The sequence below is a fragment of the Microbacterium azadirachtae genome (assembly GCF_025583665.1).
Lineage (GTDB): Bacteria > Actinomycetota > Actinomycetes > Actinomycetales > Microbacteriaceae > Microbacterium > Microbacterium azadirachtae.
Window position 1 is genome coordinate 3,006,620 of the sequence record NZ_CP099706.1, and the last position, 26,278, is coordinate 3,032,897.

Genomic DNA, 26,278 nt, shown 5'->3' on the forward strand with positions numbered 1-26,278 from the left:
CCTGTCGCGTCACCGTTCAAGACTCACCCACCGAGGAGCGGAACCTCTTGATCAACACGCCCTAGCGCACCCGCACTCACGGACAGAGAACGGCAGGTCATCGAACTGATCGCCAAGGGGCTGTCGAACGCTGAGATCGCCGAGGAGCTGCACTACGCCGAGAGCACTGTGAAGGCCGACATCCGCCACATTAACCATCTATGGGGCGTAGAGAACCGTCTCCAGATCGTCCTTCGTGCCACAGAACTGGGCATTATCACCCTGTGAGCCAGTGCCGGCCAGGGCTGTCGCTGAACAGGGAAGGTTGATCGTCCCTCGATCAGAACTCGAAGATCCTGGCGAGCTCGTCGGAGATCAGGACGGTGTGCGGGAGACCTCGCAGCGAGTCCGCATCGACTGACATCCCACGGAGCCTCGCCGCCTGCGCATACTCCTCCCACGGGAAGAACCCGGGATCCGGCTCATCGCCCTGGATCAGGTCTAGAACTTCGGCGATAACCTCTTCCGAGCTTCGCTTCCACGAGACGGGCTCGACAGCTCCGAACCTGGCGGCGGTCACCCCACGATCCATATCCAGACGGATCATCGAGTCGTCCGAGAGTCGCAGATACTGCGTCATCTTCATGCTCATCGAAGGCCCCGCGTTCGCCGTCGGCCTGTGATCGAGCTCGCAGACGATGACGAGGCCCGTCACCGTCAATGCGGAGAGGTCGAAGGGGACACGCTGCGCAGGTTCAGTACGTGCCGACTCGGGATGAATCGGCACGTACTGAACGCGATCTGACTCGTTGGTCATGCGGGCGAGCAGCTGAGATCGACTTGGGCGCCGTAGCTCGGGCCGTAAGGGTGCCAGAAGTTCGTGAGGCCGACGTAGACCTCACCGCGCCAGCCGACGGGGTTGGAGTTCGCGCATGCCTTGTGAGGCGTGGCCCAGTGGCCGGTTCCGGATCCTGGGGTGACCGCCGTCGCCGTACCCGTTGCCTGCGTGATCCAGGTACAGCCGAGGGAGCTGCATCCGAGAGCCTGGAGGTTCGCGGTGATGTCGGCCGTGGACGGACAGCTGCCGCTCTTGTACACCCAGTACCCGTGCACCGATGCCTCGCCGTTGGTCACGTGCGGGTAGTCGGCCTTGCCGTCCCACTCGCATCCCCACCACTCGTTCATGGGGGTGAGCACCAGTCCCGACTCATCTGAGCTCGGCGTGCTCTCGACCGGCGCAGAGGGATCGAAGCCGAACTCTTCGACGGCTTCAGCCACCGAGACGTACCGCAGATCGGGAGCGTTAGCGATCTGCGCCGCGAGATCGGAGGTGTCCGACGGCGGTGCCCCCTCACCGGAGTCGGCGCTGGCCGCAGCTGGCACCGCGATCACCAGGGCGAACGCTGCAGCGATGGCCAGACCGAACTTCTTCTTCGTTCTCATCCACTTCTCCCTTGCTCATTCTCCCCCTGCGCCTGCACCATTCCACGGTTCTCATGCGCTGACCAGCAGAACTGGCATTCGTAGCCCCAGGGCTAGAGGGGAGCCGCCTGGCTTGACCGTCTGCACCACACGGTGGTGCTGTGTCGATGGGTCACTTCAAGCCACGAAGGGCCGTCCTGTCGCTCGCACCAACACGAAGGAGTCACGGTGTCCAGATCCATTCCCACGTTGAGGAAGCTGGCGACGCTGACCGTCGCCGCCACAGTCGCCGCAGCTGCGATGCTCACGGTCGCCTCTCCCGCGATGGCGTCGACAACCCCGGATCTGGCTCCGGTCGCCACCACGGTGCAGCAGGCTGGTGACACGACCACGAAGGTCCCGCAGGAAGACATCGACAACGGCAACCTCGCCGGAACCTTCGTGACCACCTCCAACGAGGTCGCCAGCTTCGACTACGGTGCTGCCGTGGCAGGAGGTGTCCCTGCGTCCTTCGCTGCCGAGTTCGCAAGTGGCGTCATCGCTGGAGGCGGCAAGATCGTCAACGCCCCCGCTGATGTCACCACCGCCTCCGAGGCCAAGGGCGCCCAGATGCTCTCCGCGGCGTCGTGCAACGGGCGCAACGGGTACGGCGTGTACTGGTGGGGATTCCAGACGGCGACCGACTCGTGTGTGACGAGCGCGCTCATCAACGCGATCTGGGCTGGGGCTGGGGCGGCGGCCCTCGCGGGCATCATCTCCTCCGAGACCGGCGTCGGGGCAGCCGCCGGTGCCATCGCGGCCGCCGCGCTCACCATCGGCGCCGGAGCGCTCGGCGTGTGCGCCTCGTGGGGCAACGGAATCTACTGGAACACGCTCTATACGGGTACCCCGTTCTGCTGGGGCCAGTAACGGGTCACACTAGACACTGAGGGGCTCACCGGATGGCTGCGCATTGCCCCCGGTGAGCCCCTCGCCGGATCCTCACAAGGCACCACACGCCCAAGAAAGGAACCAGACCAATGACCAGCTCACCCCGCCGCTTCAAGGCACTGACCTACACGTCGATGACTCTGACCGCCGTGCTCCTGGCAACCGGCATCGCCATGACCGTCTACGCGTTCACGGGCCTCGACCGCGGATCGGCCGCGTTCAATGCGACCATCGGCTGGGCGCAGACTGCACTCATCGCGGCGGTCGTCATCGGCGTGGGAGCCATCCTCTTGCGTCGCTCGCTCGCACGCCGACGCCCACCGTCCGAGAACGCCCAGGCCTGAAGCCAGCAAGGAACTGGAACGAAACCGTGGTCAGATCAACGTGGCGAGGCTGGGCAACAGCGCTCACCCTCGTCGGGGCTGCCCTCGTGCTCGGCGCAAACTTCCTTCAGGTGCAGCTGGCACTCGTCGGCTGGGCGACCGGACTCATCTGCTTCATCGCGGCTGTGAGCTGCGCGCTGGTCGACGCCCGCCGGCAGCAGCAGGGCACCAGACCCTGACGAGGAGATCCGCGCAGGAGCGGCCCGGCCCATCAACGAATCCGGGGCACTCCTGCGTCAGTTCTCCGGAACAGGAACTTCGCCGATGAGGACGTCAGGGTCCATGATCGAGCGCATCAACGAGGCACCGCCCGCCGACCTCGACGTCGAAACCGTCGCCGCGAGGATCGCGCAGGTCTCCCCCCGTGGCCTGAGCTCCGTCCCGCGGCCCGTTGACGACCCGAAGAAACAAGAATCCCCTCGCCGTAGCGAGGGGATTCCGAGGTAATCACGCCAGCCCTTGTCCGGCGCTCGTGCATGCAACGCATACGCTGATGCGCGTGACGGGTCAACATGCGCTGGGGGTACTGCTCAGCCCTGCGCGCATGGTCCCGTATCTCACTGCATCCAACGGAGATCTCAACCGGGCCGTCGACCTCTATCTCTGGGCGACGGAGCTCGCCGGCGCTCGCCAAGAGCAACCGCTCCGAATGGCCCGATCTCATGGTGCGATCCATATCGGCGCCGCACTCACGGATCTCTTCCACGGTGGACCAATATTCCCAAGAGCCCAGGCAGCCATGGAAAGGTGCACCACGGATGCACCACGTTGCCAGCCGATATGCGAAAACCCCCGATCTCTCGGGGGTTTTCATGGCGGTGACGGTGGGATTTGAACCCATATCGATATCCAGCATCATCAGGACGTGACGTCAAGAAGGCCAGAAATTCGGGGAATCAACTCCCACCTGTTCACATCAGCTCCCGAGCCCCTGCAGGCATTCTGTTACTGCTGCGTTACCGGGGATCCGACTGCGTGCCGTGTTCCGACCCGGCCAACTGCTGCTCACGATGGTGCTCGACTCGGTCCACCGCGACTTGAGTCGCTCCTGCTCCGCGCTCGAGGACGATCTTGACAAGCGTCTGGTCCGGACGGCTCGGAGCGAGCTCCAATGACAGGTACTCGAAGAGCTCGGGCTCGTGGATTGCGATCACGACTTGACGCCCATGAGTGAACGCCAGCTGGCGCACAATGGCGGCAAAGTTTGCAATGTGAATGTCATCCATCGACTGGACCGGATCATCGAAGATCAGCCAAGGCAGCCTTGTCGGTGCCGAAAGGTGAACTGCCATGAACAGTGAGAGTGCCGCCGAGTTGGTGTTTCCGTAGCTCAACATCGCCCCGGGGGCTCCGGACGTTGTCCCGTTGGGGAGTTGGGTCTCCAAGCGGACGTCGACTGTTCTCGTCGCCCTCGTCTGCTTGACAAACTTCGGAACGAAGCGTTCAGTGGGGGCGAAGCGACTGAACAACTGGGCCCACAGGGTGTTGAGTGACTGATCGAAGTCGACCATTTGTCTCTTGCACCGAATCGAGAACACCTCGTTCCCAGCGTCGCTGCGTTTCCCGGTACCTATGACTCTGAATTCGCTCTTCCACCAATTCGAGTAACGTTGCTTCCGGCTCAGCCAGGGGAAGTGCCGCCCTCGGGCGGTCTAGCGCTTCGGCAACATCCGCGATCCTCTGGTCGATAACGCGGTACTGCGCGTCACCCGACCGAGCGTCCGCCTCCTTGAGTTGAGCCTGGTCGACTTCAAAGCGGAGTCGTGCTCCCCTTTCGACCGCGCCTTCCATACCATTCGTGATCCGCACGATGCGATCGAAATCCACGTTGTCAGCGGCTGGGGGGGAGACTCTTCTGCAACACAGCTTCTCGGACTGCAGCCAACCGCGTTTCCTTCGCCGACGCGACGGCCGACTCGATTCGGACTAAGTCCTTCGATCGGTCGCTGAGACTCCGCAACTTGCGTCTTATGTGATCCGACAGGGCGCCGACGCCGATGAACTCCTGATCGCATACAGGGCAGATATTATCCGCAACCTGCGGGAGAATCGCGCCAAGAAGCTCGATGACGATTCGAACGTCAGTTGGCACGTCGATGGCCTGCGCCTCCGCTTCGAGGGCGCGGATAGTCGCGTCCAGATCTCGGATCTGTTCGTCGAGAACGCGAACACGGTCGGCCCGCTCTCGGTCAGCGACACTAGCGGCTTGATGAGCGCGCTGCATTGTGGACAAGGTCTCGCGCGCCTCACTATATCCGTCGACGAGTTGCGGCAGCCCCACTTCCGGCAGGCCAAGGTGCTCGGTTCGTACTTCATTTAGTCGATCAATCAGGACCGAGCCCTCATCGCCTACCCACCGCTCGTAGAGATTCGCAGCGTCGGCCGCGCGAGCTGCCTCCACTTCAATCTGGGTTGCGGACCGCTGGTCGCCGAGTTCCGCGCGCATGTTGCTCACCGAGTGAAGAACGGCCCTGAGCCCCTCGAGGTGCGTGAGCTCTTCTTCCTTGGGCGCCTCGGTTCGCGATCGCGATCGCAGGTGCTCGACAATGGCATCGTGCGCGCCCTCGTCAGGCAAACCCAGGAGTGCTCGAGCTTCGTTCGCAGTCTCCCGCAGCGCCCGCTCAGCGTCATCGACCTCCGCGTCCACAGAACTGATCCGAATCGGCTACCCCTCCATACCGGCGCGCATGCAGGCCCCCGACTGGCGATCAGCCTTCACTCTGATGGTCGAGGGCATCCTGCAGGACGCCGCGGACGCCGGCGCGCCCGTTCCTGCTGACAGGGTCCGCGACGTTCTTTCCGCACACGGGAGCGCCCTCGACGCGTGCACGACCGCGTCGGTCGTGCACGGCGACCTCTGGGCAGGAAACCTGTTCCTGGACTCCGCCCAGCGAATCGTCGGGCTGATCGACACTGAGCGGACCCTGTGGGGCGATCCGCTGTTCGATCTCATCGGTGCGGACCAGTTCGGCCTCTGGAATGTCGACCCAGATCTCCTCGAGGGGAACACCGAGCATGGAGGCATCCTCGCCGCAGAGCTCGCCTCCCCGACCGGACCCACCCGTTTCGCGCTGTATCGGCTGTACTTCTCGGTGATACTCGTCACGGAGATCTCCGTGCGGGACTACGAAGGCGAGTGGGTCGCCGAACACAGAAAGTCGGCCGAGGGGATGCTCGCTGCGGTGCTCCAGCGCTTCGATGAGCTCGCGCCGACGAACACCACGACCTCTGCCCTCGGAGTCCGTGAGTCGAACCCTCAGGGATAGAAGGAATCAGCGAACAAGCGCGCGGAGTCCGCAAACGACAGACCCCGCGCGCCCTCGGCCGACCGATCGCTAGATCATGGGTCGATGCTGCGCCCAAGGATAGGCGGCCTCGACCGCAGCAGCGGCCTTGAGCACTAGGGCGTCCTTGCCATGACCCGCTGCGATCTGTAGGCCCACAGGAAGACCGTCGGCAGTGAATCCGGCCGGGATGCTGATCGCCGGGTAACCGGCGTGCGCGATCGCCTCGGTGAGGATCTGGTTCTCGATCAGCGGGTCGGCCACCGGGCGACCATCGATCTCGGTCGGGTATCCGTGGACTCCGGGATGCAGGTATGCAGGCGCGGACGTGGTCGGCCACATCAGGACATCATGGTCGAGGAAGATTCGTGCGAATGCATGATGAATCTGCGTCCGAGCCGTGAGGAACGTCTTCGCATAGTCCAGCGAGCTCGCCCTCTCGGCACGAGGGATCACCTCGTACTTGGCACGCGCAGCGTCGTCGATACGCCCGTCGAGCAGATCATCGACGATCTCGAGCGCGATGATCGGCGACCAGTACGACCAGAAATAGTCCACCGGGTCCGGCAGCTGGATGTCGACCTCCTTCACGGTGCCGCCGTTGTCACGATCAATGCGGTCGATCAGGTTCCGCACGACACGTGCGGTCTCCGTCGCGATGGGACCCCGTCCGAGGTCCGGGCTGTAGGCAATGCGAAGTCCGGAGAGAGACGCCCTGTCGAGTCCTTCCGTGAAGTCGATCCCGCTCTCGAGCAGCGCGTACGGATCCCATGGGTCGGGGCCGTGGGTAGCAGACAGCACCATCGCGACATCAGACACGGTCCGCGCCATCGGACCGGTTGTCGTGACGGCTTCCCAGGCCTGCCGCTGGTCATTGAAGGGGATGCGTCCCGCCGACGGTTTGAGTCCCACGACACCGCAGTACGAGGCCGGCACACGGATCGAGCCGCCGCCGTCGCTCCCTGTGGCGATCGGACCGAGCCCCGCGGCGAGCGCGGACGCGGCACCTCCGCTCGATCCGCCGGCGGAACGATCGAGATCCCAGGGATTACGTGTGATGCCTGATAGCTCACTCTCGGTGGTGACGCCGTTGCCAAACTCCGGCGTGGCGGTCTTGCCGATCAGGATCGCGCCCACACCCTTCAGACGCGCCCAGATGGGAGCGTCCGTATCGGGGACGTGGTCTCGGAAGCTCACTGATCCGTATGTGGTGCGGACACCGGCCGTCTCCTCCAGATCCTTGACCGAGACGGGAACGCCGAAGAGCGGGGGAAGGGCGCCGGGATCCGCAGCCGCGAACGCCCGCTCGGCGGCGAGCGCACCCTCTCGCGCGGAAGCGGCGGTGACCGTCAGATAAGCATTGACCACCGGATTGACCGCATCGATGCGGTCGAGCACCGCGTCGATGACTTCGACCGGGGAAAGTGTTCGGTCTCGGTAGGCCGCGGCGATCTCGGTCGCGGAGAGGTACGCGACCTCGTCGTGCATTGCACTCATTGGTGAACCCTTCGGAGTGGATCGATGGAGAAGTAGGGCTGACGGGTGGGTCAGGAGTCGAAGCCGATGCCGAAGAGACCGGCGAGACGCAGAAGCGCACCGTCTCTTCCCCCTCGAGCATCGGACTTGGCGACGGCGCGGCGCATGATCTGGATCAGCGGATTCGCAAACGGCTCCGGCGGTATGGGAAAGGGCAGACTACGAGACATCCTGAGCCGAGTCCGTTCTGTGTCGTCGCCGTCGAGGAGGTCGAGCATCGTCTCCGCACCAAATCGGGTCGCGGCGACGCCGAGTCCCGTATAGCCGGCGCTGTACGCGACAGTTCCGTCCCTGCTTCTGCCATGATGTGCCACGAGGCGCGTCGACATGTCGATCATCCCTCCCCACCGGTGCGAGAACCTCACATCGTCCAGCTGTGGGAATGTCGAGAGGAAGTGGTCGGCGAGCCGCTCGAATGTCTCGTCCCGCTGATCGTGCTCTGCGCGCACCCTGCCGCCGCGATGATAGACAGCGTCGTACCCGCCGAACAGGATGCGGTCATCGTCGGTCTTCCGGTAATAGTGGAACTCGCGCCCGGAATCGGTGATTCCGTGTCGGCCCGTCCAGCCGATCGACCGCAACTGGGCGGGAGTGAGGGGCTCCGTCATCAGCACGTAGTCGTAGATCGGCACGGTGAAGAAGCGCAGGTGCGGTAGAAGCGACGGGTAGCCGTTGGTCGCGAGCACGACGGCCGCAGCATTCACTTCTGCGGTCGCCGTGCGCACTCGGCGACGCCCGTCTGCGAGTCGCATACTGAACACCGGGCTGTTCTCATGGATCTCGACGCCGAGCGACTCAGCGGCGTCGGCGAGACCCCAGGCAAGGCGTGCCGGGTTCACATATGCGTGCCCCCGTTCTTCCAGGATGCCCGCGCGGTAGAGCGGTGAATCCGCGAGAACGGAGAGTGCGTCCCCTCGAAGGATCTGACTCTCATTGTCGGCGTGCAGCGCCTCGACCTGATGATGCTCGGTCCCGACCGTGAGCATCGGGGCGCGCTCCCAGGATGCGTCGATGCCGTAGCGATCGATCGCGTCCTCGATCGCACTGAAGTTCTCCTGCCCGAGACGGTCGAGCACGTCCAGCTCTGCAGCGAAGTGCAGTCGCCCGTTCTCAGGGCCATGGGTCAGGTCGGCTTCGACGAACCCGCCGTTCCGACCGCTTGCCGCTCCGCCGACCCGGTCCCCTTCCAGCAGAACGACCCGCCGATCGGGGTCTCGCTCCTTGGCGATGATCGCGGTCCACAGCCCGCAGTATCCACCCCCGACGACGACGAGATCGGCACAGATGTCCTCCGCGAGGGACTGCCGCGGGACAGGCCGACGATCGTCATCGAGCCAAAAACACGCACGTTTCGCGCCGGCGAGTGAATCACGGATCTCTGCGAGGTCGTTTCGCAGGTCGTGGCCATAGGCAACTGTCGGGATTGCCATCTGTCAGAGTTTCTCACCGGCCGCGAGGGCGATTTCGGCGAAGGCGATGCCGACCGGCCGCAGATCGTCGACGGAGACCCGATCGATCGTGTCTGAGGGGTGGAAGAGGTACATCTGCCCAGCGACGAGACTGACAACGGGGATACCGGCTTCCGCGAACGAATACGCATCGGAGATCACTTCGTCCGCGTGGAACTCGTAGACCTCATCGTTCGCGTGCTCGGACGCGGACACGGGCGCGAGGAACGTTCGCCCGAGCCCGTTGCGCTCGAACGCATCCCTCACGTCCGGAAGCAGGCCCGATTCGTTCGACACGTAGACGATGCGAGGTTCGGAACGCCCGGTCTCGACAGCCCCGCCGTCGTCCGACAGTTCGACTTCTTTGCCGATGTGCTCGATGCAGAGATCCAGCACGATCCTGTCCGCGGCCTCGTCACGGGCCGCGATGAACGCCTCGTGTCCGACATAGTCGGTGAAGTGCGTATCCGTGAGCGCGAACATCATCGTCTTCGGACGCTGATCTATCGGCGTCTTCGCGAAATACTCCGCCAGCGCCAGCACCTCCGACACACCTGAGCCATCCTGCACCGCCCCGGCGAAGACGGCGTCGTGGTGCGAGTGCACCAGGATGATGTCTTCGGATTGCCCCGGGAGAGTCCCGCGAACGTTCAGTGCGTCCTCGAGCGTGTACTCGACATCGAGCTGAAGCGCCGCGACAGCGCGCCCAGGCACGGCTATCGTCTCGACGATGCGGTCGCCGTCAGCACGCGACACCCACAGAGCGGGGATACGCGATCCGTCCACGCCGAGAGCGAGCCCGTTCTCCGTATAGTCCTCGTTGTAGTAGGACGCATCCATATAGTCGCGAAGCGACCCGACGAATCCGACTGCACCGCGCTGCTGAGCGAAGAAATAGTTGTTCGGCCAGTTGTTGGGCGAGTAGATGTCGAACTTGTTCACAGGCTCAGCCAGGGTGCCGTCCGGGTCGAGCATCTCCATCCGGTCGTTGCGGGCCATCATCGACTCCGCGTTCATCGGCAGGAACTCGATGTCGCACACGACGATCTTTCCCTCGACATCGACACCTTCGAAGTCCGCCTGCCATCCCGCTCCGACGTGCACGATCGGTGTCTCATCGGGCAGGGAATGCACGAAACGCCCGAGGGGTGCGGTTCGCCCGGTGCCATTCGCCCAGAACGTGTCGATGCGCTCGCCGCCCAGGGTGAGGCCCTGGTTGCGCACCACTGGGCACGGCGTCGGCGCGGTTTCGATGCGCACCTCCTCGAGTCCGGCCTCGCGGAGCACCGACTCGATGTACTCGGCCGATCGCCTCCCCTGAGGCGTGCCGGTGCGGCGGTGCCCGAGAGCAGCCAGATCGTCGATCCAACCGTGGATGCGCTCCGTAGTCGGGAAGAGATCGAGGTCAACAGTGGGGCGGAGAGACGTGGTCACGATGAGATTCCTTGTATTTCAGTGGGGTTCTGTTGTTCGGCGCAGTCGCCACGCTCGGCGAGGGTTCAGGGTGACGCGTGCTCGACCTCGACCTGAGCTGTGCGAAGCTCTTCGACGATCGCGGCATGACGCCGTTCATTCACATTCCAGAACGCGAGCGGCACCACAGACAGGAGCAGCAGCCCGGCTGGCACCCAGGTCTGGAAGGCGACCAGAACGCTCGCGACGGCGGGGGACGCGGCCGACATCGGGTCAAAGGCGGCGGCTTCGAGGAGCGCACCAATGACCACCGGCGCGAACGAGCTCGTCACTCCGATGAGCAGCGTGAAGAGGCCGACGAGGAGAGCGGTGAGATCCTGCCCGCACCGCAGCTCGGTGACCTCGCGCAGGTCATAGACCATCGCGTAGCTGCACACGAGGGCGATGGAGTTCGTTACTCCGAACGCGCCGGCGAGCACAGCAGCCTGGGCGTATCCATTGAATCCGACGAGCAGCACGATGCCGGCGACGATCACGAAGAAGATGATCGCGTAGACGAGCGTCGCACGCTTGCCGATGCGACGGGCGAGGAAGGCTGCCGGAGCGACACTCACGAATGTGGCGAGCGCGCTGATCAAGAACAGTGTCGACGCTGTTCCCTCGTCGAGCCCGAGGACGTACACCGCCGCATACACGATGGTGCCGGCCAGTACAGCGTTCGCGAAGAAGTAGATGAGCGCCCAGACCAGGATGACGATCACCGGACGCATCCGCAGAACGCGGCCGACGGACTTGAAGGAGACAGAGGATTCATCGAGGACAGCACCCTGAGATTCGTAGCCACGAGTGGCACGCCAGGCCAGGAGAGCGAACACGCCGCCCGGGAGGCTGCAGCTCACCACGACGGCGAGCGTCCATGCCGTCGCAGAGCCGTAGGCCGGGGCGAACAGTGTCTGCAGCTGCAGCACGAGGAAACCGCCGACGAGAACCGAGAGGTACAGCGCCGCCGTGCAGATGGCACGGATGGTCGCGCGGCGCCCCGCATCCTCCGTCAGCACCGCACCGAGCGCGTCGTAGGGCACGAGGAAGCAGTAGTAGGCGATGATGTACGCCGCCGCCACGACGAAGTAGTACGTCGACGTGGCACCACCGAAGTCGACCTTCGTGAACAGCAGCGCCAGCAGGGCCATGGTCGGCACACCCGCGATCAGCAGGAACGGCCGGCGGCGACCCCACCGAGACCTCGAGCGATCGGAGACGACTCCGATCATCGGGCTCAGCAGTGCTCCGAGCAGCACCGATGCCCCGCTGATGAGTCCTGCCGTACCGGCAGGAAGCCCCACTTCGGTCGTCAGGTAGAAGAGCAGGTAGAAGCCGATGAGGTTCTCACCGACACGGATGAAGGATCCGAGGCCGTAGGCCGTGCTTACTCCTGTTGTCAATCGCATCGGCAGTTCCACACTTTCGTCTTCGCGGGATTTCGGAAGTCGCCGACGCGGGATGCCGCCGGTGGCATGAGAGCCATCATGGCCCCCATCCGAAGAGATGTAAAGACTTTTACATAAAAACGGCGTGCAGTGATTTCTTCGTGGTTACGATCTTGTTTCGTGTGGCGCTAGCGAGACGTGAAGACCTGCAGCAGGTGATCGAGCGCGCGCTCCTGGTGTTCGATCGTCCATAGGGCTGGTCGCTCGATCGCGTTGAGGGCGATACCACTGGTCCAGATGCGCAGGAGATCCACGTCGGACTCGTGGACCTCGGTCGTCTCGTCTCCGCCCAGGGCGACGCGGAGCACACGTCTCATGGATGGCTCGACCACGTCGAAGAACTCGTCGACGGCGGGGTCTCCTTGATGATCTCGAAGAGCCAACCGAACGCTCTCCTCGCGCGTGTCCTGGAGGTCCCCCAGCAGGAACCAGGCGAGCGCCCGACGGAGACGCTCCCGCGGGTCATCGAGGGAACGAAGCTCGTCCAGGATGACGTCCGTCTCGCGAGTCAAGCGTTCGACAATACCGTGGATGAGTTCCTCACGATTGCGGAAATAGTGCGTCACCAGGCGGATCGAGCCGCCGAGCTCCTTCGCGAGGTTGCTGAGAGTGAGTCGCGCGAACCCGCCTTCGCTGAGGATCTTGATCGCAGCCCCGAGTATCTCGTCGGTGCGCTCCTGTGGATCCACGATTCGAGGCATGTTCCCATCCTGCCCGATCATGGGCACCGTCGAGTGTGCGTCTGATCGTCATGCCGACCCAGGCCTCAGGCGGACGGAACCACCGCTCGGATCAGGCGGAACACCGTCGAGACGACCTGCGAATCGCTCGTGGGGCTCCAGTCATCGTCGCCCAGGAAGGCCCTCACGTCTGGCGCCAGAGTGTCGAAGTACTCGAGATGCGATCGCACGAAGTCCGCGTGCTCCGCGTTCTCATGGATGCTCACAGAGCGGGGAACCTCGCCGAGCAGACCCTCGTGAACGTGCGTGTACTCGACGAGAGCCGCGGGCTGCCCGGTCGAATCGATCAGCATCCGCCGGTCTCCGACAGCCGGCATCCGTTCGCCGCTCATCCGGTAGGCGAGCGAGAGCGTCGTTGATCCCGACTTGCTTCCCTCAACGATGCGCCGGACGAACTCCTCGCGAACTGGTCCGGGACTTCCCAGCGCCCACTCCGTCGGCTCTGGTGAATCCTGCGTCGACGCGAGGATCAGGTCGCAGAGCTCCATCGTGCGCACGTTGTCCCACGCGGAGCTCAGCGGGCTGCGCTCGCCACGGACCACGGCCTCGAAGTAGCGCATCTCACCGACGAACCCCCGATGGTGCAGGTCTGCCGCCCCGCCCGACATCGTGCTCTCCGGCGCGGTGAAGCGCGTGGCGACGTCCCCGACACTGGTGAAGTCGCCGTCAGAAAGTGCGGAGCGGTGGATGACGAGCTCTCGACTGCCGGTGGTCTCGGCCCACCCCTCGTCTCCGCACACGGTCATCGCTTCGACCTCGGACTGGCGGCTCGGAGCGCTCACCAGATCGAGAGTGCCGACCACGCCGCTGCCGAAGGTGATCGCCACCGAGAGGGACAGCGATTGTCCGTCGCGATTCATCGCGGTCACGACCGAGCCGGCTTCCCCGAACAGCCACCGCGTGAGGTCGATCATGTGTATCGCGGCATACAGCAGATGCTCTCGCGGAGAGGCGGCGAACGAGGAGCTGTCGCACGCGAACGCCAGGGTGAACGACTGCAGCCGACCGAGAGTCCCGTCGTCGATCGCCGCCTTCAGCTGCCGATACACCGGCGCGAATCGCTTCATGAACGCCACGGACACCGAAACGCCATGCTGATCGGCCAGGCGCGCCACCTGTCGCGCCTGCTCAGCAGTGAGTCCCAGCGGCTTCTCGACCAGCACATGCTTGCCAGCTATGACGGCGTCCTCGACGATCTGCACCTGGTCGTCAGGCTGAGCCACGATGATCACACCCGCAACCGCTGCGTCTGTCAGGAGCTCGTCGGCGCTGCCATAGGCCGCGGTTCGCTCGCCGAAGAGGCTCGCCGCGCGCTGAGCGCTGGCCGCGCTCCTTGTCGCGAGTGCGACGACAGGGACTTCCGCGAGCCTCAGAGCCGGGATGACATTGACGCGGGATTGGAACCCCGCGCCGATAACTCCGATTCCGGTGCTTTTTCTCACAGAGTCGGACATAGACGCCCCTTTCGTCATGAGCTTCCCTTGAAGGCGCCATCAGCTGTTCAGCTCGGCAACACCCCCCGCCCAGTTCGCAGGACGTGGACGCTCCAGGAGCCTATCCGGCATGAACGCCGAACCACCCACTCGCGCACAGGCTTTACGGCGCGTTACCGCTGCGTTACCGCCATGCACCGCTCGCGCATGACGAAGGCCCCGCATCCCAGTATTTCCAGGGGATTCGGGGCCTTCGTGGTGGCGGTGACGGTGGGATTTGAACCCACGGTAGGGGGTTACCCTACACAACTTTTCGAGAGTTGCACCTTCGGCCGCTCGGACACGTCACCGCGGACAAGCTTACGCGACCGCGGGATCGATCGCGAATCGAGCGGATCCGGCCGGGCGCGTCGCCTGGACGGGATCCCCTCTCGCGGCCGCAAGGCCCTGCACCGTGGTCACCAGGCTTCGGCGACCTCGGCGTGGGTGCGGAGGATCCCCTCAGTGGATCCGGCGGGAGCGCGGCCGATGCCGCACTCGGTCGCGACGCCGAACTGCGGCGCGTGCGGCGCCGCGGCCGCGATGCGGCGGAGGGCTCCGTCCGCCCCGTCCTCGCGATGCACGAGGCCGAGGTAGAGCTCCGTCTGATCGCCGAGGGCGAGCCCGTCGAGCGGCGCGAAGTACGCGTCGTCGTCGCGCTCGATCGGCACCGGCAGGTGCAGCCAGGTGAGCGGGCGGTGCGCTGCGGCGATGACGGCGTTCGCGTAGCGCACGAGGGTCGCGGCATCGGCGGGCTCGATGAAGTGCCTCTCGGCCGCGTCGCCGTAGCAGAGGTGCACACCGACCTCGACGCCGGAGGGCACCTCATCGATAAGCTCCGCCAGCCGTGCGACCAGCCCGTCGAACGGGTCGCCGGGCCACCACGCCTCCATGACCTTGCCGTAGCCCGCCGCACGCTCGATGATGCCGATCTCGCTCGCGACGTCCCATTGGATTGCGAGATCCGCCTGCGGGATCGCGTCGAGGATCTCGGCGAGCTCGCGAAGCATCGCCGCCGTGTAGACGGGCTCGATCGCCGCACGGTCATCCCCGGAGAAGAACGACGCGATGACGGCGAGCGGCGTCGGCAGCGACACCTGGAACCGCACGTCGTCGGCAATCGCCCCCTCCGCGCGCAGGCGCAGGAACGTGCCGTACGACTCCTTCGCCGCGGCCGCATAGCCGAGCGGCGGCAGCACGATCGACGCGGCGTCCGCCCCGCCGGCGATCCGCAGCGGGCGGGCGTCGAGGCCCGCGCCGAACGGGATCCGCTCCGCGCCCACGCGCTCGATGCCGTCGGCCTGACCGAGCACATCCGGCTGGAACATGATCCAGTGGAACCGGATCCCGACCTCGCCGTCGGGGATGCGCCGCAGCCGCGGACCGAGCAGCTCTGCCGCGGTGCGCATCGTGGTCTCGGCGTCGTCGTAGTTCACGCTGCCCACCAGCAGCGCTCCTCGGGGGCTCGTCATAGTGAAAAGCGTAGGCGCGTTCACGCCGCCGGTTCCGCACGGTTTCGCGGGACCAGCCGCTCCCGCGCGGTCAGTCCGCGGCGACGATGCGGACCCCGGCCTCCGCGAGCGCGCGGACGGTCGGGTCGTCGGCGGGCACATCCGTGACGACGCCTGCGACCTCGTCGAGCGTCAGGACGCCGAACCGCGACGCCGCTCCGAGCTTCTCCTCGCTCGCCAGGACGAACGTCTCGGCGGCCCGCGCCGCCAGCGCCCGCTTCATCGCCGCCTCGTCCGGATCCCCCGTGGTGAGACCCGTCGTGGGATGCACGCCCGTGACGCCGAGCAGGAACAGGTCGGCGCTGATCCGCTGCGCGGCCTCCATCGCCGCCGCACCGCAGGCGACCGCGGAGTGCTTGAACAGCTGTCCGCCGATGAGGAACACGTCTGCGGCATGGTCGAGCAGGGCCGCGGCGATCGTCGGGCTGTGCGTGATGACCGTGCACGACCTGTCGAGCGGGAGCGCGGCGACGACGGCGAGGGTCGTCGTGCCGCCGTCGAGGATGACGGTCGCGCCGGGCTCGATGAGGGCTGCGGCCGCGCGGGCGACCCGCTCCTTGCTGGCCGGCGACACCGCCGCTCGCCTGCCGTAGTCGACGACAGCCGGCGAGGCAGGAAGGGCACCGCCGTAGACCCGCACGGCGAGTCCCGCCGCATCCAGCTCCCGCAGATCCCGGCGGATGCTGTCCTCGGACAGCCCCAGTTCGGCGGCGACCTCCTTGGCGACGAGGCGCCCGTCACGGTGGAGCCGTTCGAGCAGCATCTCCTTGCGCGCCGCAGCAAGCATTCCGATTCCTTCCGATTGTTGCACGTTCCTGCTGTATTGTACCCGACATGACGAAACCACTCATGATCCTCATCGCCGGCCCCTACGCCTCGGGCACCGGCGGAGACCCCGGCCTCATGGCGCAGAACCTCGCCCGGCTCGAGGAGGCGGCGTGGCCGATCTTCCGCGCCGGTCACATCCCGATGATCGGCGAATGGGTCGCGCTGCCCGTGTTGTCCAGCGCCGGAGCGACCGGCCCGGGCGACCCCCTCGCGGCCGAGGTGATGTACCCGACAGCCGAACGCCTGCTGCAGCACTGCGACGCCGTGCTGCGCCTTCCGGGCGAGTCCCGCGGAGCCGACCAGGACGTCGCGATCGCCGAAGGACGCGGGATCCCCGTGTTCCGCCGACTCGACGAGATCCCGGGGATCGCGGCCTGACCCGGGTCCGACCGCGCGGGGCCCGGCTGACGAGCCCGGGTCCCGGCGCGGCGGCCGCGGGCGTCGGCACGCACGCCGCGACGTCAGCCCGCGACGGGGAGGATACGGCCGGCGTCGAGCCGCACCGCGCGGTCGACCAGGCCATCGGGCGGCGCGACGTGCGAGACCAGGATCACGGTCTGTCGCCCGGCGGCGCCGAGGAGGTCGCGCAGCAGCGCGTCCGACGCGTCGGGATCCACTCCCGCGGTCGGCTCGTCGAGCACGAGCACCGGGAAGCCGCGCAGCAGCGCCCGGGCGAGCGCGAGGCGCTGCGCCTGGCCGCCCGAGATCAGCGCGCCCCGCTCCCCCACGCGGGCGTCGAGACCGCCGCGCCCGGCGACCCAGCCGGCGAGCCCGACCCGGTCGAGCACGGCGAGCAGGTCCGCATCGGTCGCCGTCTCCCGCGCGAACAGGAGGTTCTGGCGGATGTCCTCGTCGAACAGCATCGGATCCTGCTCGCACAGCCCGACGTGCCGGCGCAGCTCGGGCCCGGAGACGCGGCCCGCGTCGTCCTCGCCGATCCGGTACGAGCCTCCGCTGCGGAGGAAGCCGACGAGCACCGCGGCGAGGGTGGACTTGCCCGCGCCGCTGGATCCGGTCACGAGGATCCGCTCCCCCGGCGCCACGTCGAGATCCAGGTCGCGCAGCGCCGGAGTGGCGGCCCCGGGCCAGGAGGCGGTCACGCCCCGCAGACGCAGGGCTCCCCCGGCGATCGCGCCGCCATGCGGGGGCACGCCGTCGTCGTCGCGCACCTCGGACGGCAGCGTCGCGGGCAGCAGCCCGTGGATGCGCTCCGCGCTCGCGCGCACCCCGCGCCAGGCCGACGCGGCCTGCGGCACGGCAGAGAACACGTCGAACACCGCCATCGGCAGCAGCACGGCCACGGCGAACCAGGGCGCGTCGACGGCGCCGCCCGGCTGCCCCGGCGCGGCGAGGGCGAGCGCGGCGATCGAGGCCGCACCGGCGGCGAGCGAGACCACCGCGGACGACAGCGCCTGCGCGACCGCCGCCCGGGTGACGGTGCGCCGGAGGGAGGCGTCGGCGGAGCGGATCCGCTCACGCGCGACGCGCTCGGCGCCGTAGGCCTGCAGCACGTCGAGCGCCGTGAGCTCGTCGACGAGGGCACCGGCGAGCTCCGCACGGTCGCGGCTGACCGCGCGTTCGGCGCGCCCGCCCGCGGAGCCGCCGAGCGCGACCGCGCCGACCACCGCGATCGCCAGGCAGACGGCCAGGGCGACCGCCGCCGCGGGCGCGATGAGCGCCAGCACGCCCACCGACACGACCGCGACCACGCCGCCGGTGAGCAGCGGCTGCACGACGCGGAGGGGCAGGTTCTGCAGGTTCTCCACGTCGTCGACCAGCGCCGCGAGCACGGATCCGCGGTCGGTGGCACCGAGGCCCGCGGGAGCGAACGGGGTGAGCCGGCGCACCACCGCCGCGCGCAGGTTCGCGAGCCGCCCGAGTGCGGCGTCGTGTCCGGCGAGACGCTCGAGGTAGCGCGTCACCGCTCGGGTCACCGCGAAGAAGCGCACGCCGACGATGGCCACCGACAGCGGCACCAGGCTGTCGACGATCGAGGCGCTGACGATGAGCCAGCCGCTGACGAGCAGCAGGCCCACAGCGGCCGCCGCGGAGACGATGCCGGCCAGCACCGCGGGCGCGAAGCGGCGGCCGCGGGGCATCGCGAGACGCAGGATCCCGCCGACCGAGGCAGGAAGATCGGGGATCGGATCCGGCCCCGGACCCGGCTCCGGATCCGCGATCGGCTCCGGTCGCGAAGGCTGCCGTTCCGACGGCCCCGAAGCGGTGCTCCCTGCCCCGGGAGCGGACCTGAGGGTCGTGTCGGCGGCTGACTCGGCCTCCCCGATGCGCACCACCCGGTCGGCGATCGCGCGGGCCGAGTGCCGGTGCGAGACGAGGAGCACGGTGGCGCCGCCGTCGGCCGCACGCCGGATCGCACGCCACAGCCGTTCCTCGGTCGCCGCGTCCAGGGCGCTGGAGGGCTCGTCGAGCACCAGCACGCGGGCACCCGACCACAGCCGGTAGAGCGCGCGGGCCACGCCGACCCGCTGCGCCTGCCCGCCGGAGAGCCCGGCCCCCTGCACGCCGAGCTCCTGAGCGGGATCGAGGTCGGCGGCCGCGGCGTCGTCGAGCGCCGCGCGCACCCGGGCGGCGTCGGGCGCGGGGTCGCCGAGGGCGACGTTCGCCGCGATCGTGCCGCGGATCAGGCCCGGGCGCTGCCCCGCCCACGCGAGCCACGAGGACGGATCCGCCGTCGCCGCGCCGTCCACGCGGATCGACCCGTCGTACGCGACCGCGCCGCGCAGCGCCGCGAGCAGACTCGACTTGCCGGATCCGCTGCGCCCCTCCAGGAGCGTGACCGTGCCGGGCTCAGCCGTGAACGACACCTCGGGCAGCCGTCGCTCCCCGTGGCGCACCGCGACCCCGTCGACGACCAGCCGGATCCCGGATCCCGTGTCGAGGAGCGATGTCGGCTGTCCGGAGGGCGGTGTCGCGACCGACATCGCTCCGTGAGCGCCGGCGGGAGGCGCGGCAGACGCGTCCAGGATCTCGAACACGTCCTCGGTCGCGGCGACGCCCTCGGCCGCGGCATGGAACTGCACGCCCACCTGCCGCAGCGGCAGGAACGCCTCGGGCGCCAGGAGCAGGACGAACAGCCCGACGCCGAGGGTCAGCTCGCCGTCGAGGAGCCGCAGCCCGACCGACACCGCGATGATCGCGACCGCCAGCGACGACAGCAGCTCCAGCGCGAACCCGGAGAGGAAGGAGTACCGCAGCACGCGCAGGGTCTCGCGCCGGTACTGCTCCGCCGTCTCCCGCATGCGGGCGGCGGCACGGCGCTCCCGCCCGAACAGCCGCAGGGTCGCGAGGCCCTGCACGGTGTCGGCGAACCGCGCGGCGAGCGTCTGGAGCACGGTCAGCTGCCGCCGCTGCACACCGCGCGTGGCGATGCCGATCAGGATCAGGAACAGCGGGATGAGCGGCAGCGTCACCACGGCCGCGAGCCCGCTCGGCCAGTCCTGCCACCACATCACGACGACGATCACCGGCGTCGCGATCGCGGTGAGCACGAGCTGCGGGATGTAGCGGGCGAAGTACGGATCCAGCGCGTCGAGGCCGTGACCCGCGATCACCGCCAACGCTGAGCGGTTGCGCTCGCCCAGCCACGCGGGCCCTCGCCGTGCGATCGCGTCGAGCAGGGCGTCGCGCAGCTCTCGCCCGGTCTGCGCCGCGGCCCTGGCGCCCCAGGCCTCCGAGACCCACAGCAGCACGGCGCGCACGACCACGACCAGCGCGAGCCACGGCAGCGCGCCGGCCGGCGAGCGCCCCTCCGCGACGGCGGTGATGCCGGTCGCGAGCAGGCCGGCGAACGCGATGACGACCGCCGTCTGCACGAGGGCGATGCCCGCCGACACGGCGAGGTACGTCCGCGCAGCGGGCGCCCAGCGCAGCAGCCGCGGATCGATCGGCTTCATCGGCTCACCGTCGCCGCGCCCGGCGCGACGGCTGCCGGATCCGGCGACGCGTGCCGGATCGATCCGGGGAGAACGCCCGGCATCCGTCGCCGGATCCTGCAGCCGTCCTCGCGGTGTGCGCGGTGTGCGTCGTGAGCGTCGGCGTCATGCGTGCGCGGGCGCCGCCTCGATCGTCGACCGGCGCACGCGCTTGCGGAACACCCAGTACGTCCACGTCTGGTAGGCCAGGACGAGCGGCATCGCGATGAGCGCCGTCCAGCTCATGATCTGCAGGGTGAGCGGCGTGCTGGACGCGTTCTGGATCGTCAGCGAGTTCGCGGGATCGATCGTCGACGGCAGCACGTTCGGGAACAGGGCCGAGAAGAGCATGAGCACCGCGGTGAGGATCGTCACGACCCCGGCCGCGAAGGCCCAGCCGTCCCGTCCGCGCAGCGAGAGGACGACCGACGCGATGAGGGACACCGCGGCGACGCCGCCGAGCGCGATCACGGCCCCCAGCAGCGACGGGCGCCCCGCGGCGATCACGATCGTCCACACCACGGTGCCCGCGGCAGCGAGCACGGTCGGCAGTGCCGCCAGCCGGGCCACGCGCCGGGCGCGCTCGTGCACGACGCCGTCGGTCTTCAGCGCCACGAAGTACAGCCCGTGCAGGAAGAAGAGCAGCAGGGTGGTCACGCCCACGAGGAGGCCGTACGGGTTCAGCAGGTCGAACACGGTCCCGCGGAAGATGTGCCGCTCGTCGAGCGCGACGCCCTGCACGATGTTCCCGAACGCGACGCCCCACAGCAGTGCGGGCACGGCGGATCCGATGATGATCATCGTGTCGAAACGGCGGCGCCAGCGCGGGTCGTCCTTCTGGTGCCGGTACTCGAACGAGACGCCGCGCAGGATGAGCGCGAGCAGGATCAGCAGCAGCGGCAGGTAGAAGCCGCTGAACAGCGACGCGTACCACTCCGGGAACGAGGCGAACAGGCACGCGCCCGCCACGATCACCCAGGTCTCGTTGAGATCCCACACGGGGCCGATGGTGTTGATCACCTGGCGGCGGGACACGTCGTCCCTGCCGAGGAACGGCAGCGACATCCCGACGCCGAAGTCGAAGCCGTCGAGCACGAAGTAGCCCACGAAGAACAGGGCGACGATCCAGAACCAGAGCGTTGCGAGATCCATGTCCGTCTCTCCTTCCTCAGTACACGACCGACGGGACGGGCGCGTCCTCGTCATGCTTCTCGGTGGTATCCGGCCCCTTCTTGGCCGCCCGGACGATGAGCCCGACCTCGACGACAGCGAGAGAGGCGTAGATCAGCGTGAAGGCGATGAGCGAGATGAGCACCTCGACGCCGCTCACCCCCGGCGAGACGCCGTTCTTCGTCGTCATGAGACTGAACACGATCCAGGGCTGACGCCCCATCTCGGTGAAGACCCAGCCGACGATGTTGGCGCCGAGGGCGAGCGGGAACGACCAGATCGCGATCTTCCACATCCAGGGCGCCGGCGGCTTCTTGGCGCCCTTGCGCGTGATCCACAGACCCACGAGGGCGATGAAGGCGTGCAGCATGCCGAGGCCGATCATCCAGCGGAACGCCCAGTAGGTGATCCACAGCACAGGGGTGAACTCGGTGAGCCCGGTGGAGGCGAACTGCTGCGCGTACTGCGCGTTCAGGTCGTTGATGCCCTCCACGCAGCCGTTCAGGTCGTGCGTCGACAGGAAGGCGAGCAGATACGGCACCCGCAGCGACCAGATCTCGCCGGTGCCGTCGGGCGTGCCGATCGAGAACAGCGAGAACGAGGCGTCCGCCCCGCAGCTCGAGTTGAACATCGCCTCCGCGGCGGCCATCTTCATCGGCTGGGTGCTGACCATCGCGAGTCCCAGCTGATCGCCGGACAGGACGACGCCCGCCGTCGCGACGAGCATGCCCCACAGGCCGAACTTCAGCGCCGGCCGCAGCGTGTCGACGTGCTGCCCGCGGGAGATGTGCCAGGCCGAGACCGAGATCACGACGCCGGTCGCGAACATCAGCGCGCCGAAGATCGTGTGCGGGAACGCGGCGAGCGCGACCTTGTTGGTCAGCAGCGCCCAGAAGTCGGTGAGCTCGGCGCGGTTCGTCGCCGCGTTGTACGTGTAGCCGACCGGGTTCTGCATGAACGCGTTGGCGGCGATGATGAAGTAGGCCGACAGGATCGTGCCGATCGCGGTGCCCCAGATCGTCGCGAGGTGCACCTTCTTCGGCAGCTTGTCCCAGCCGAAGATCCACAGGCCGATGAACGTCGCCTCGAGGAAGAAGGCGAGGAGCCCCTCGAACGCGAGCGGCGCGCCGAACACGTCGCCGACGAAGCGCGAGTAGTCCGACCAGTTCATGCCGAACTGGAACTCCTGCACGATGCCGGTCACGACGCCCATGGCGAAGTTGATGAGGAAGATCTTCGCGAAGAAGCGGGTGAGGTGCAGATATTCGATCTTCCCGGTGCGCACCCACACCGTCTGGAAGATCGCGGTGACCGTGGCCATGCCGATCGTGAGCGGCACGAACAGGTAGTGGTAGACGGTCGTCAGCCCGAACTGCCACCGGGACAGGACGAGGGGATCAAGCCAGTCCATGCGCGACGCCTCCTGTGTTCGCGGATCCTGCTCTGTCGTCGAATTCTGCCGTGCTCAGTCGGGGATCGCACGGATCGGCATCGCCGGATCCGGTGCGGACCAGCTCCACCGTGCATTCCTCGGGGCGGGCGGCCGAACGCACGCAGCGCGCGGCGAGAGGGCCGCCGGCCTGCGCCAGCACGCCCTGCATGAGGCCCAGGTGCACCTGGCACAGCACCGGCCGGTGCTCGGGACGCGCGGCGGCGTGCGGGCACGGGGTCAGCTCGACCGTGAGCCGGTCCTCGTCGATGACGGGATCGAAGCCGCTCTCCTCGAGATGCTCGACGAGGGCGTCGAGTTGATAGGTGGCGGGGCGCCCGAGCTCGGACGGATCCGTCTGCAGCATGCGGCGCAGCAGGTCACCCCGGCGGGCGGCGGCACCCGCCTTCTGCTGCGCGACCGGGCTCGTGGCCCCGGGAGCCCCGGTGGCCGCGCTGTACAGCACGCGCGGCCGGCCCCGGGTGGTGCGGTGCTCGGTGGCCTGCACGACGTAGCCGCCCTCGATCAGCCGCTGCAGATGCTCGCGCACGGTGTTCGGGTGCAGCGAGGTCGCCTCGCACAGCTCGCCGATCGTGCGGCGGGGTCGCGACTGCACGAGGTGCAGGATCCGCACACGCGAATAACTGGAGATCGGCCCGCAGACGGGCCCGGCGCTGGCCATGGCTCCATACTCGCATCGCCCCCGCCTTCGGAAGGGTCGTGCGGCCGTGAATAATGTCCCGCGCGATAGGAGCTTCGGATCGCGACCATGCGGTTCACGGATCCAGGCCCCGGCGGGGGCGCCTTTCCGCGCGGAACGGGATCCTCTCCGCGCGGATCAGGTCCCCGGATCGGACCGGTGGGCGAGCGCCAGTTCGGAGATCGCGGCGACCACGGCGCGCACGTCGCCGGGGCTGCCGCCCGCACGTCCGGCGACGAGGCCGGCCACGAACGCGCTGAACGGAGCCGCCGGGCGGGCCACGCCGTTCGCCACGTCGCGGGCGAGGTCGAGGATCAGCGCGATCGGCAGATCATCCTCCGCGAGGGCGAACCGCTCGCGCAGCACGGCCGCCCAGTCGTCGAGCGCCTCCGGGGGAAGCGTGCGGTCGTTCTCGGTCATGCGGGCTCCTCTGATCGGTCGGCGTCGGCGCGGGCGCGTGCGAGGTCGTCGGGGGTGTCGATGTCGGCGCTGGTCCCATCCTCGTCCGGGATCCATCGGATCGGAAGGCCGCCGAGGAGCGCGCGGCAGGAGGCGCCCTCGACCTCCCCGAGGGCGGCGAGCGCCGCCCGCACCGCGGCGACGCGATAGCGTCCGGCGAGCCACTGCGGCCGCCCCTCGGCCCGGAACACGACGCCAGCGGCGGATCCGTCGGGAAGGGCGCCCTCCCCCTCGGACGCCACCCCCTCAGGCAGGGTCCCAGCTGCTCGCGGGCCGCGGATTGCGGCTTTGCGGGGTTCATGTCCGCAATCGGCGACCAGTGACGGAGCGGAGGGGGTCGGATCCCGGCACATGAGGCGGGTCACGACGGCCTCGGGATGGGCCAGGTCTCCCGCCAGGAGCAGGATCTCCTCGGCGCGCGCGAGCGCCGGAAGCGCGAGAGCGGCGGCCAGCGCCGCGACCGGACCGCCGAACGGAGGCTCCTCCCGCACCCAGATCACCGCACCCGCGCCCTTCGCGCCGGCCTCGGGAGCGGTCTCGTCCGGGGCTGGTCCGACGGCGACGACCGGGGCGATCCCGTGGTCGGCCAGTGCGGAGAGGGCCCGACGCCAGGGCGTGGAGCCTCCGAGCGGGAGCAGGTGCTTCGCGGCCCCGCCCATCCGTCGCGCCCGGCCGCCCACGAGCACGACGGCGGCCACGGGTGCGGAGCCCCCCGACGGGGCGGATGCGGACATGACGCTCAGTCCAGATCCATCACGTCGACGAGATCGCCCACCTGCACCTCGTCGATCTCGGCCGGCACCACGGCGTACGCGGTCGCCCCGCCGAGCCCGACGCTCAGGTGCGATCCGGATCCTCCCCGCGACGCCGGCACGACCGCACCGTCGACGACCACGGCGGGCACGTACTGGCGGCGGCCCGGGGGCGTGCGCCACGCAGCCCCCGCCGGCACGCGACGCACCGGGCGGAAGACGGCGCTGCGGCCCTGCAGGCTCAGCAGCGCCGGGCGCACGAACGTCTCGAACGAGACGGCCGCACTGACCGGATTGCCCGGCAGCCCGAACAGGAGCACGCCCTCGGGGGTCACGCCGAACGCCTGCGGCTTGCCGGGCTGCATCGCCACGGGTCCGAACTCCATGACACCGGCGAGGCTCTGCCGCACGGGCTCATAGGCTCCGGCGCTCACCCCGCCCGAGAAGATCACCACATCGGCGCCCCGCCGAGTGGCGTGCGCAACCGCGTCCGCAGGGCCGTCGCCCTCGTCGCCGACCACGGTGCGCAGCACGACCTCGGCCCCGGCCTCGGCGGCGAGACCCGACAGCAGGAGCGAGTTCGACTCCGGGATCTGTCCGCGGCGCAGGGGCGCGCCGGGCGGGACCAGCTCGGATCCCGTCGACACGACCGCCACCCGCGGGCGGGGCGCGACCTGCACCTCGGCGACGCCGACGGAGGCGAGCGCGGACACCTGCCGCGGGCCCAGCAGCGTGCCGGCCGGGAGCACCAGCGCGCCCGCGGCCGCATCGGCTCCGGCGCGACGCACGTGCGCTCCCGCTTCCCGCGGCGCTCGCCGCACCACGGCCGTCTCCAGGGAGTCGGCGAGCCCGCCGGCCGTGTCCTCGAAGGGCACGATCGTGTCGGCCTGGGTCGGCAGGGCGGATCCGGTCATGATGCGCACGGCGCAACCCGGGGCGAGAGGCGGATCCTCCGCGCTTCCGGCCGGAAGGTCCGCCGTGACCCGCAGGGTCACGGGCGATCCGTCGGCCGCGCTCGCGACGTCGGTGAAGCGCACCGCGAACCCGTCCATGCCGGAGTTGTCGAAGGCCGGCACCGGGTTCGCCGCATGGGCGTCGGCCGCGAGCACCCGCCCGCCCGCCTCGGCGATCGGCACGGTCTCCGGCTCTCGGGGGCGCACGGCGGCGAGCACCCGCTCCTGCTGCTCCTCGACCGTGCGGTACGTGCTGCCCTGCCCCATGCGCGCTCCTTCGTCAGTGCCTCCGAGCGTACGGGTTCGGCGGGGGCGACGTCCCTGTCCGACGCCATCCCTGTCCCCGGACCCGACCCGCACTGTCGCCCGTCCGCACTGTCATCGCCCGCGCCGTCGCGCGTCCACCACGTCGCCGCCCGCCAGAGCACAACGCAGGAGATCCCGGGCATG

General features: G+C 68.3%; 25 protein-coding genes and 1 tRNA gene. 6 read left to right on the forward strand and 20 right to left on the reverse strand.

Annotated elements, in window-relative coordinates; translation table 11 throughout:
• The first annotated feature begins 120 nt into the window (after positions 1-120).
• Complete coding sequence (locus NFX31_RS14305) at positions 121-267, forward strand: LuxR C-terminal-related transcriptional regulator (protein WP_420847441.1); 147 nt, start codon at positions 121-123, stop codon at positions 265-267.
• A 52-nt stretch (positions 268-319) separates the two neighbouring features.
• On the opposite strand, the gene NFX31_RS14310 is transcribed toward NFX31_RS14305, so the two are convergent.
• Positions 320-796, reverse strand: a complete 477-nt coding sequence (locus NFX31_RS14310; protein ID WP_045249373.1) for a hypothetical protein — start codon at positions 794-796, stop codon at positions 320-322.
• On the reverse strand, positions 793-1,422 hold the full coding sequence (locus tag NFX31_RS14315; protein ID WP_045249372.1) for a hypothetical protein: 630 nt from the start codon (positions 1,420-1,422) through the stop codon (positions 793-795). The genes NFX31_RS14310 and NFX31_RS14315 overlap by 4 nt, the downstream gene beginning before the upstream one ends.
• Positions 1,423-1,629: 207 nt before the next feature.
• Here NFX31_RS14315 and NFX31_RS14320 point away from each other — a divergent pair, with 207 nt between their 5' ends.
• From NFX31_RS14320 to NFX31_RS14330, 3 genes are all read left to right on the forward strand, one after another.
• The gene (locus tag NFX31_RS14320) at positions 1,630-2,310 is read left to right on the forward strand and encodes a hypothetical protein (protein ID WP_156156678.1); all 681 of its coding nucleotides are present in this window, start codon (positions 1,630-1,632) and stop codon (positions 2,308-2,310) included.
• 110 nt (positions 2,311-2,420) lie between these two features.
• Entirely contained in the window at positions 2,421-2,675 is a 255-nt protein-coding gene (locus NFX31_RS14325; RefSeq protein WP_045249370.1) for a hypothetical protein, read from the forward strand.
• 26 nt (positions 2,676-2,701) lie between these two features.
• A complete protein-coding gene (locus NFX31_RS14330) occupies positions 2,702-2,893 on the forward strand; it encodes a hypothetical protein (protein WP_045249369.1) in 192 nt (63 codons plus the stop codon).
• 777 nt (positions 2,894-3,670) lie between these two features.
• On the opposite strand, the gene NFX31_RS14335 is transcribed toward NFX31_RS14330, so the two are convergent.
• Together NFX31_RS14335 and NFX31_RS14340 are read right to left on the reverse strand one after the other, a co-directional pair.
• Positions 3,671-4,225, reverse strand: coding sequence for a hypothetical protein (locus NFX31_RS14335; RefSeq protein WP_045249367.1), 555 nt, complete (start codon positions 4,223-4,225; stop codon positions 3,671-3,673).
• Between the two features lie 320 nt (positions 4,226-4,545).
• A complete protein-coding gene (locus NFX31_RS14340) occupies positions 4,546-5,361 on the reverse strand; it encodes a hypothetical protein (RefSeq protein WP_262956019.1) in 816 nt (271 codons plus the stop codon).
• A 76-nt stretch (positions 5,362-5,437) separates the two neighbouring features.
• On the opposite strand from NFX31_RS14340, the gene NFX31_RS14345 reads away from it, so the two are divergent.
• Positions 5,438-5,980: a phosphotransferase family protein gene (locus NFX31_RS14345; RefSeq protein ID WP_169748203.1), complete on the forward strand. Its 543-nt coding sequence runs from the start codon at positions 5,438-5,440 to the stop codon at positions 5,978-5,980.
• Positions 5,981-6,049: 69 nt separating this feature from the next.
• Here the strand turns inward: NFX31_RS14345 and NFX31_RS14350 are convergent, their stop codons facing one another.
• From NFX31_RS14350 to NFX31_RS14390, 9 genes are all read right to left on the reverse strand, one after another.
• A complete protein-coding gene (locus NFX31_RS14350) occupies positions 6,050-7,495 on the reverse strand; it encodes an amidase (RefSeq protein WP_262956020.1) in 1,446 nt (481 codons plus the stop codon).
• 50 nt (positions 7,496-7,545) lie between these two features.
• The gene (locus NFX31_RS14355) at positions 7,546-8,964 is read right to left on the reverse strand and encodes an NAD(P)/FAD-dependent oxidoreductase (RefSeq protein ID WP_045249364.1); all 1,419 of its coding nucleotides are present in this window, start codon (positions 8,962-8,964) and stop codon (positions 7,546-7,548) included.
• Between the two features lie 3 nt (positions 8,965-8,967).
• The gene (locus NFX31_RS14360) at positions 8,968-10,416 is read right to left on the reverse strand and encodes a M28 family metallopeptidase (RefSeq protein ID WP_045249363.1); all 1,449 of its coding nucleotides are present in this window, start codon (positions 10,414-10,416) and stop codon (positions 8,968-8,970) included.
• A 65-nt stretch (positions 10,417-10,481) separates the two neighbouring features.
• Positions 10,482-11,843 (reverse strand): MFS transporter, encoded by a 1,362-nt coding sequence (locus tag NFX31_RS14365; protein WP_045249362.1) that lies wholly within the window; start codon positions 11,841-11,843, stop codon positions 10,482-10,484.
• Positions 11,844-12,010: 167 nt separating this feature from the next.
• Entirely contained in the window at positions 12,011-12,583 is a 573-nt protein-coding gene (locus tag NFX31_RS14370; protein WP_169748202.1) for a TetR/AcrR family transcriptional regulator, read from the reverse strand.
• A 65-nt stretch (positions 12,584-12,648) separates the two neighbouring features.
• Positions 12,649-14,076 (reverse strand): Gfo/Idh/MocA family oxidoreductase, encoded by a 1,428-nt coding sequence (locus NFX31_RS14375; RefSeq protein WP_169748201.1) that lies wholly within the window; start codon positions 14,074-14,076, stop codon positions 12,649-12,651.
• A 238-nt stretch (positions 14,077-14,314) separates the two neighbouring features.
• Positions 14,315-14,405: transfer RNA gene (locus NFX31_RS14380), tRNA-Ser, on the reverse strand.
• A 108-nt stretch (positions 14,406-14,513) separates the two neighbouring features.
• Positions 14,514-15,566 (reverse strand): hypothetical protein, encoded by a 1,053-nt coding sequence (locus tag NFX31_RS14385; protein ID WP_045249361.1) that lies wholly within the window; start codon positions 15,564-15,566, stop codon positions 14,514-14,516.
• Positions 15,567-15,636: 70 nt separating this feature from the next.
• On the reverse strand, positions 15,637-16,392 hold the full coding sequence (locus NFX31_RS14390) for a DeoR/GlpR family DNA-binding transcription regulator (RefSeq protein WP_045249360.1): 756 nt from the start codon (positions 16,390-16,392) through the stop codon (positions 15,637-15,639).
• Positions 16,393-16,439: 47 nt separating this feature from the next.
• Between NFX31_RS14390 and NFX31_RS14395 the strand changes: the two genes are divergently transcribed.
• Positions 16,440-16,811 (forward strand): DUF4406 domain-containing protein, encoded by a 372-nt coding sequence (locus tag NFX31_RS14395; protein WP_248700360.1) that lies wholly within the window; start codon positions 16,440-16,442, stop codon positions 16,809-16,811.
• 83 nt (positions 16,812-16,894) lie between these two features.
• On the opposite strand, the gene cydD is transcribed toward NFX31_RS14395, so the two are convergent.
• The 7 genes from cydD to NFX31_RS14430 all read right to left on the reverse strand — a co-directional run bounded on the left by cydD (position 16,895) and on the right by NFX31_RS14430 (position 26,095).
• On the reverse strand, positions 16,895-20,347 hold the full coding sequence (cydD, locus tag NFX31_RS14400; RefSeq protein ID WP_262956021.1) for a thiol reductant ABC exporter subunit CydD: 3,453 nt from the start codon (positions 20,345-20,347) through the stop codon (positions 16,895-16,897).
• 144 nt (positions 20,348-20,491) lie between these two features.
• Positions 20,492-21,517, reverse strand: a complete 1,026-nt coding sequence (gene cydB, locus NFX31_RS14405) for a cytochrome d ubiquinol oxidase subunit II (RefSeq protein WP_262956022.1) — start codon at positions 21,515-21,517, stop codon at positions 20,492-20,494.
• Positions 21,518-21,533: 16 nt separating this feature from the next.
• Complete coding sequence (locus NFX31_RS14410) at positions 21,534-22,946, reverse strand: cytochrome ubiquinol oxidase subunit I (RefSeq protein WP_045249408.1); 1,413 nt, start codon at positions 22,944-22,946, stop codon at positions 21,534-21,536.
• Complete coding sequence (locus tag NFX31_RS14415) at positions 22,933-23,646, reverse strand: helix-turn-helix transcriptional regulator (RefSeq protein ID WP_262956023.1); 714 nt, start codon at positions 23,644-23,646, stop codon at positions 22,933-22,935. Before NFX31_RS14415 ends, NFX31_RS14410 begins: the two co-directional genes overlap by 14 nt.
• Before the next feature lie 156 nt (positions 23,647-23,802).
• A complete protein-coding gene (locus NFX31_RS14420; protein WP_045249409.1) occupies positions 23,803-24,084 on the reverse strand; it encodes a DUF6457 domain-containing protein in 282 nt (93 codons plus the stop codon).
• Positions 24,081-24,857, reverse strand: coding sequence for a molybdenum cofactor guanylyltransferase (gene mobA, locus NFX31_RS14425; RefSeq protein ID WP_262956024.1), 777 nt, complete (start codon positions 24,855-24,857; stop codon positions 24,081-24,083). The genes NFX31_RS14420 and mobA overlap by 4 nt, the downstream gene beginning before the upstream one ends.
• A gap of 5 nt (positions 24,858-24,862) precedes the next feature.
• Entirely contained in the window at positions 24,863-26,095 is a 1,233-nt protein-coding gene (locus tag NFX31_RS14430; RefSeq protein ID WP_045249411.1) for a molybdopterin molybdotransferase MoeA, read from the reverse strand.
• Positions 26,096-26,278: the final 183 nt, after the last annotated feature.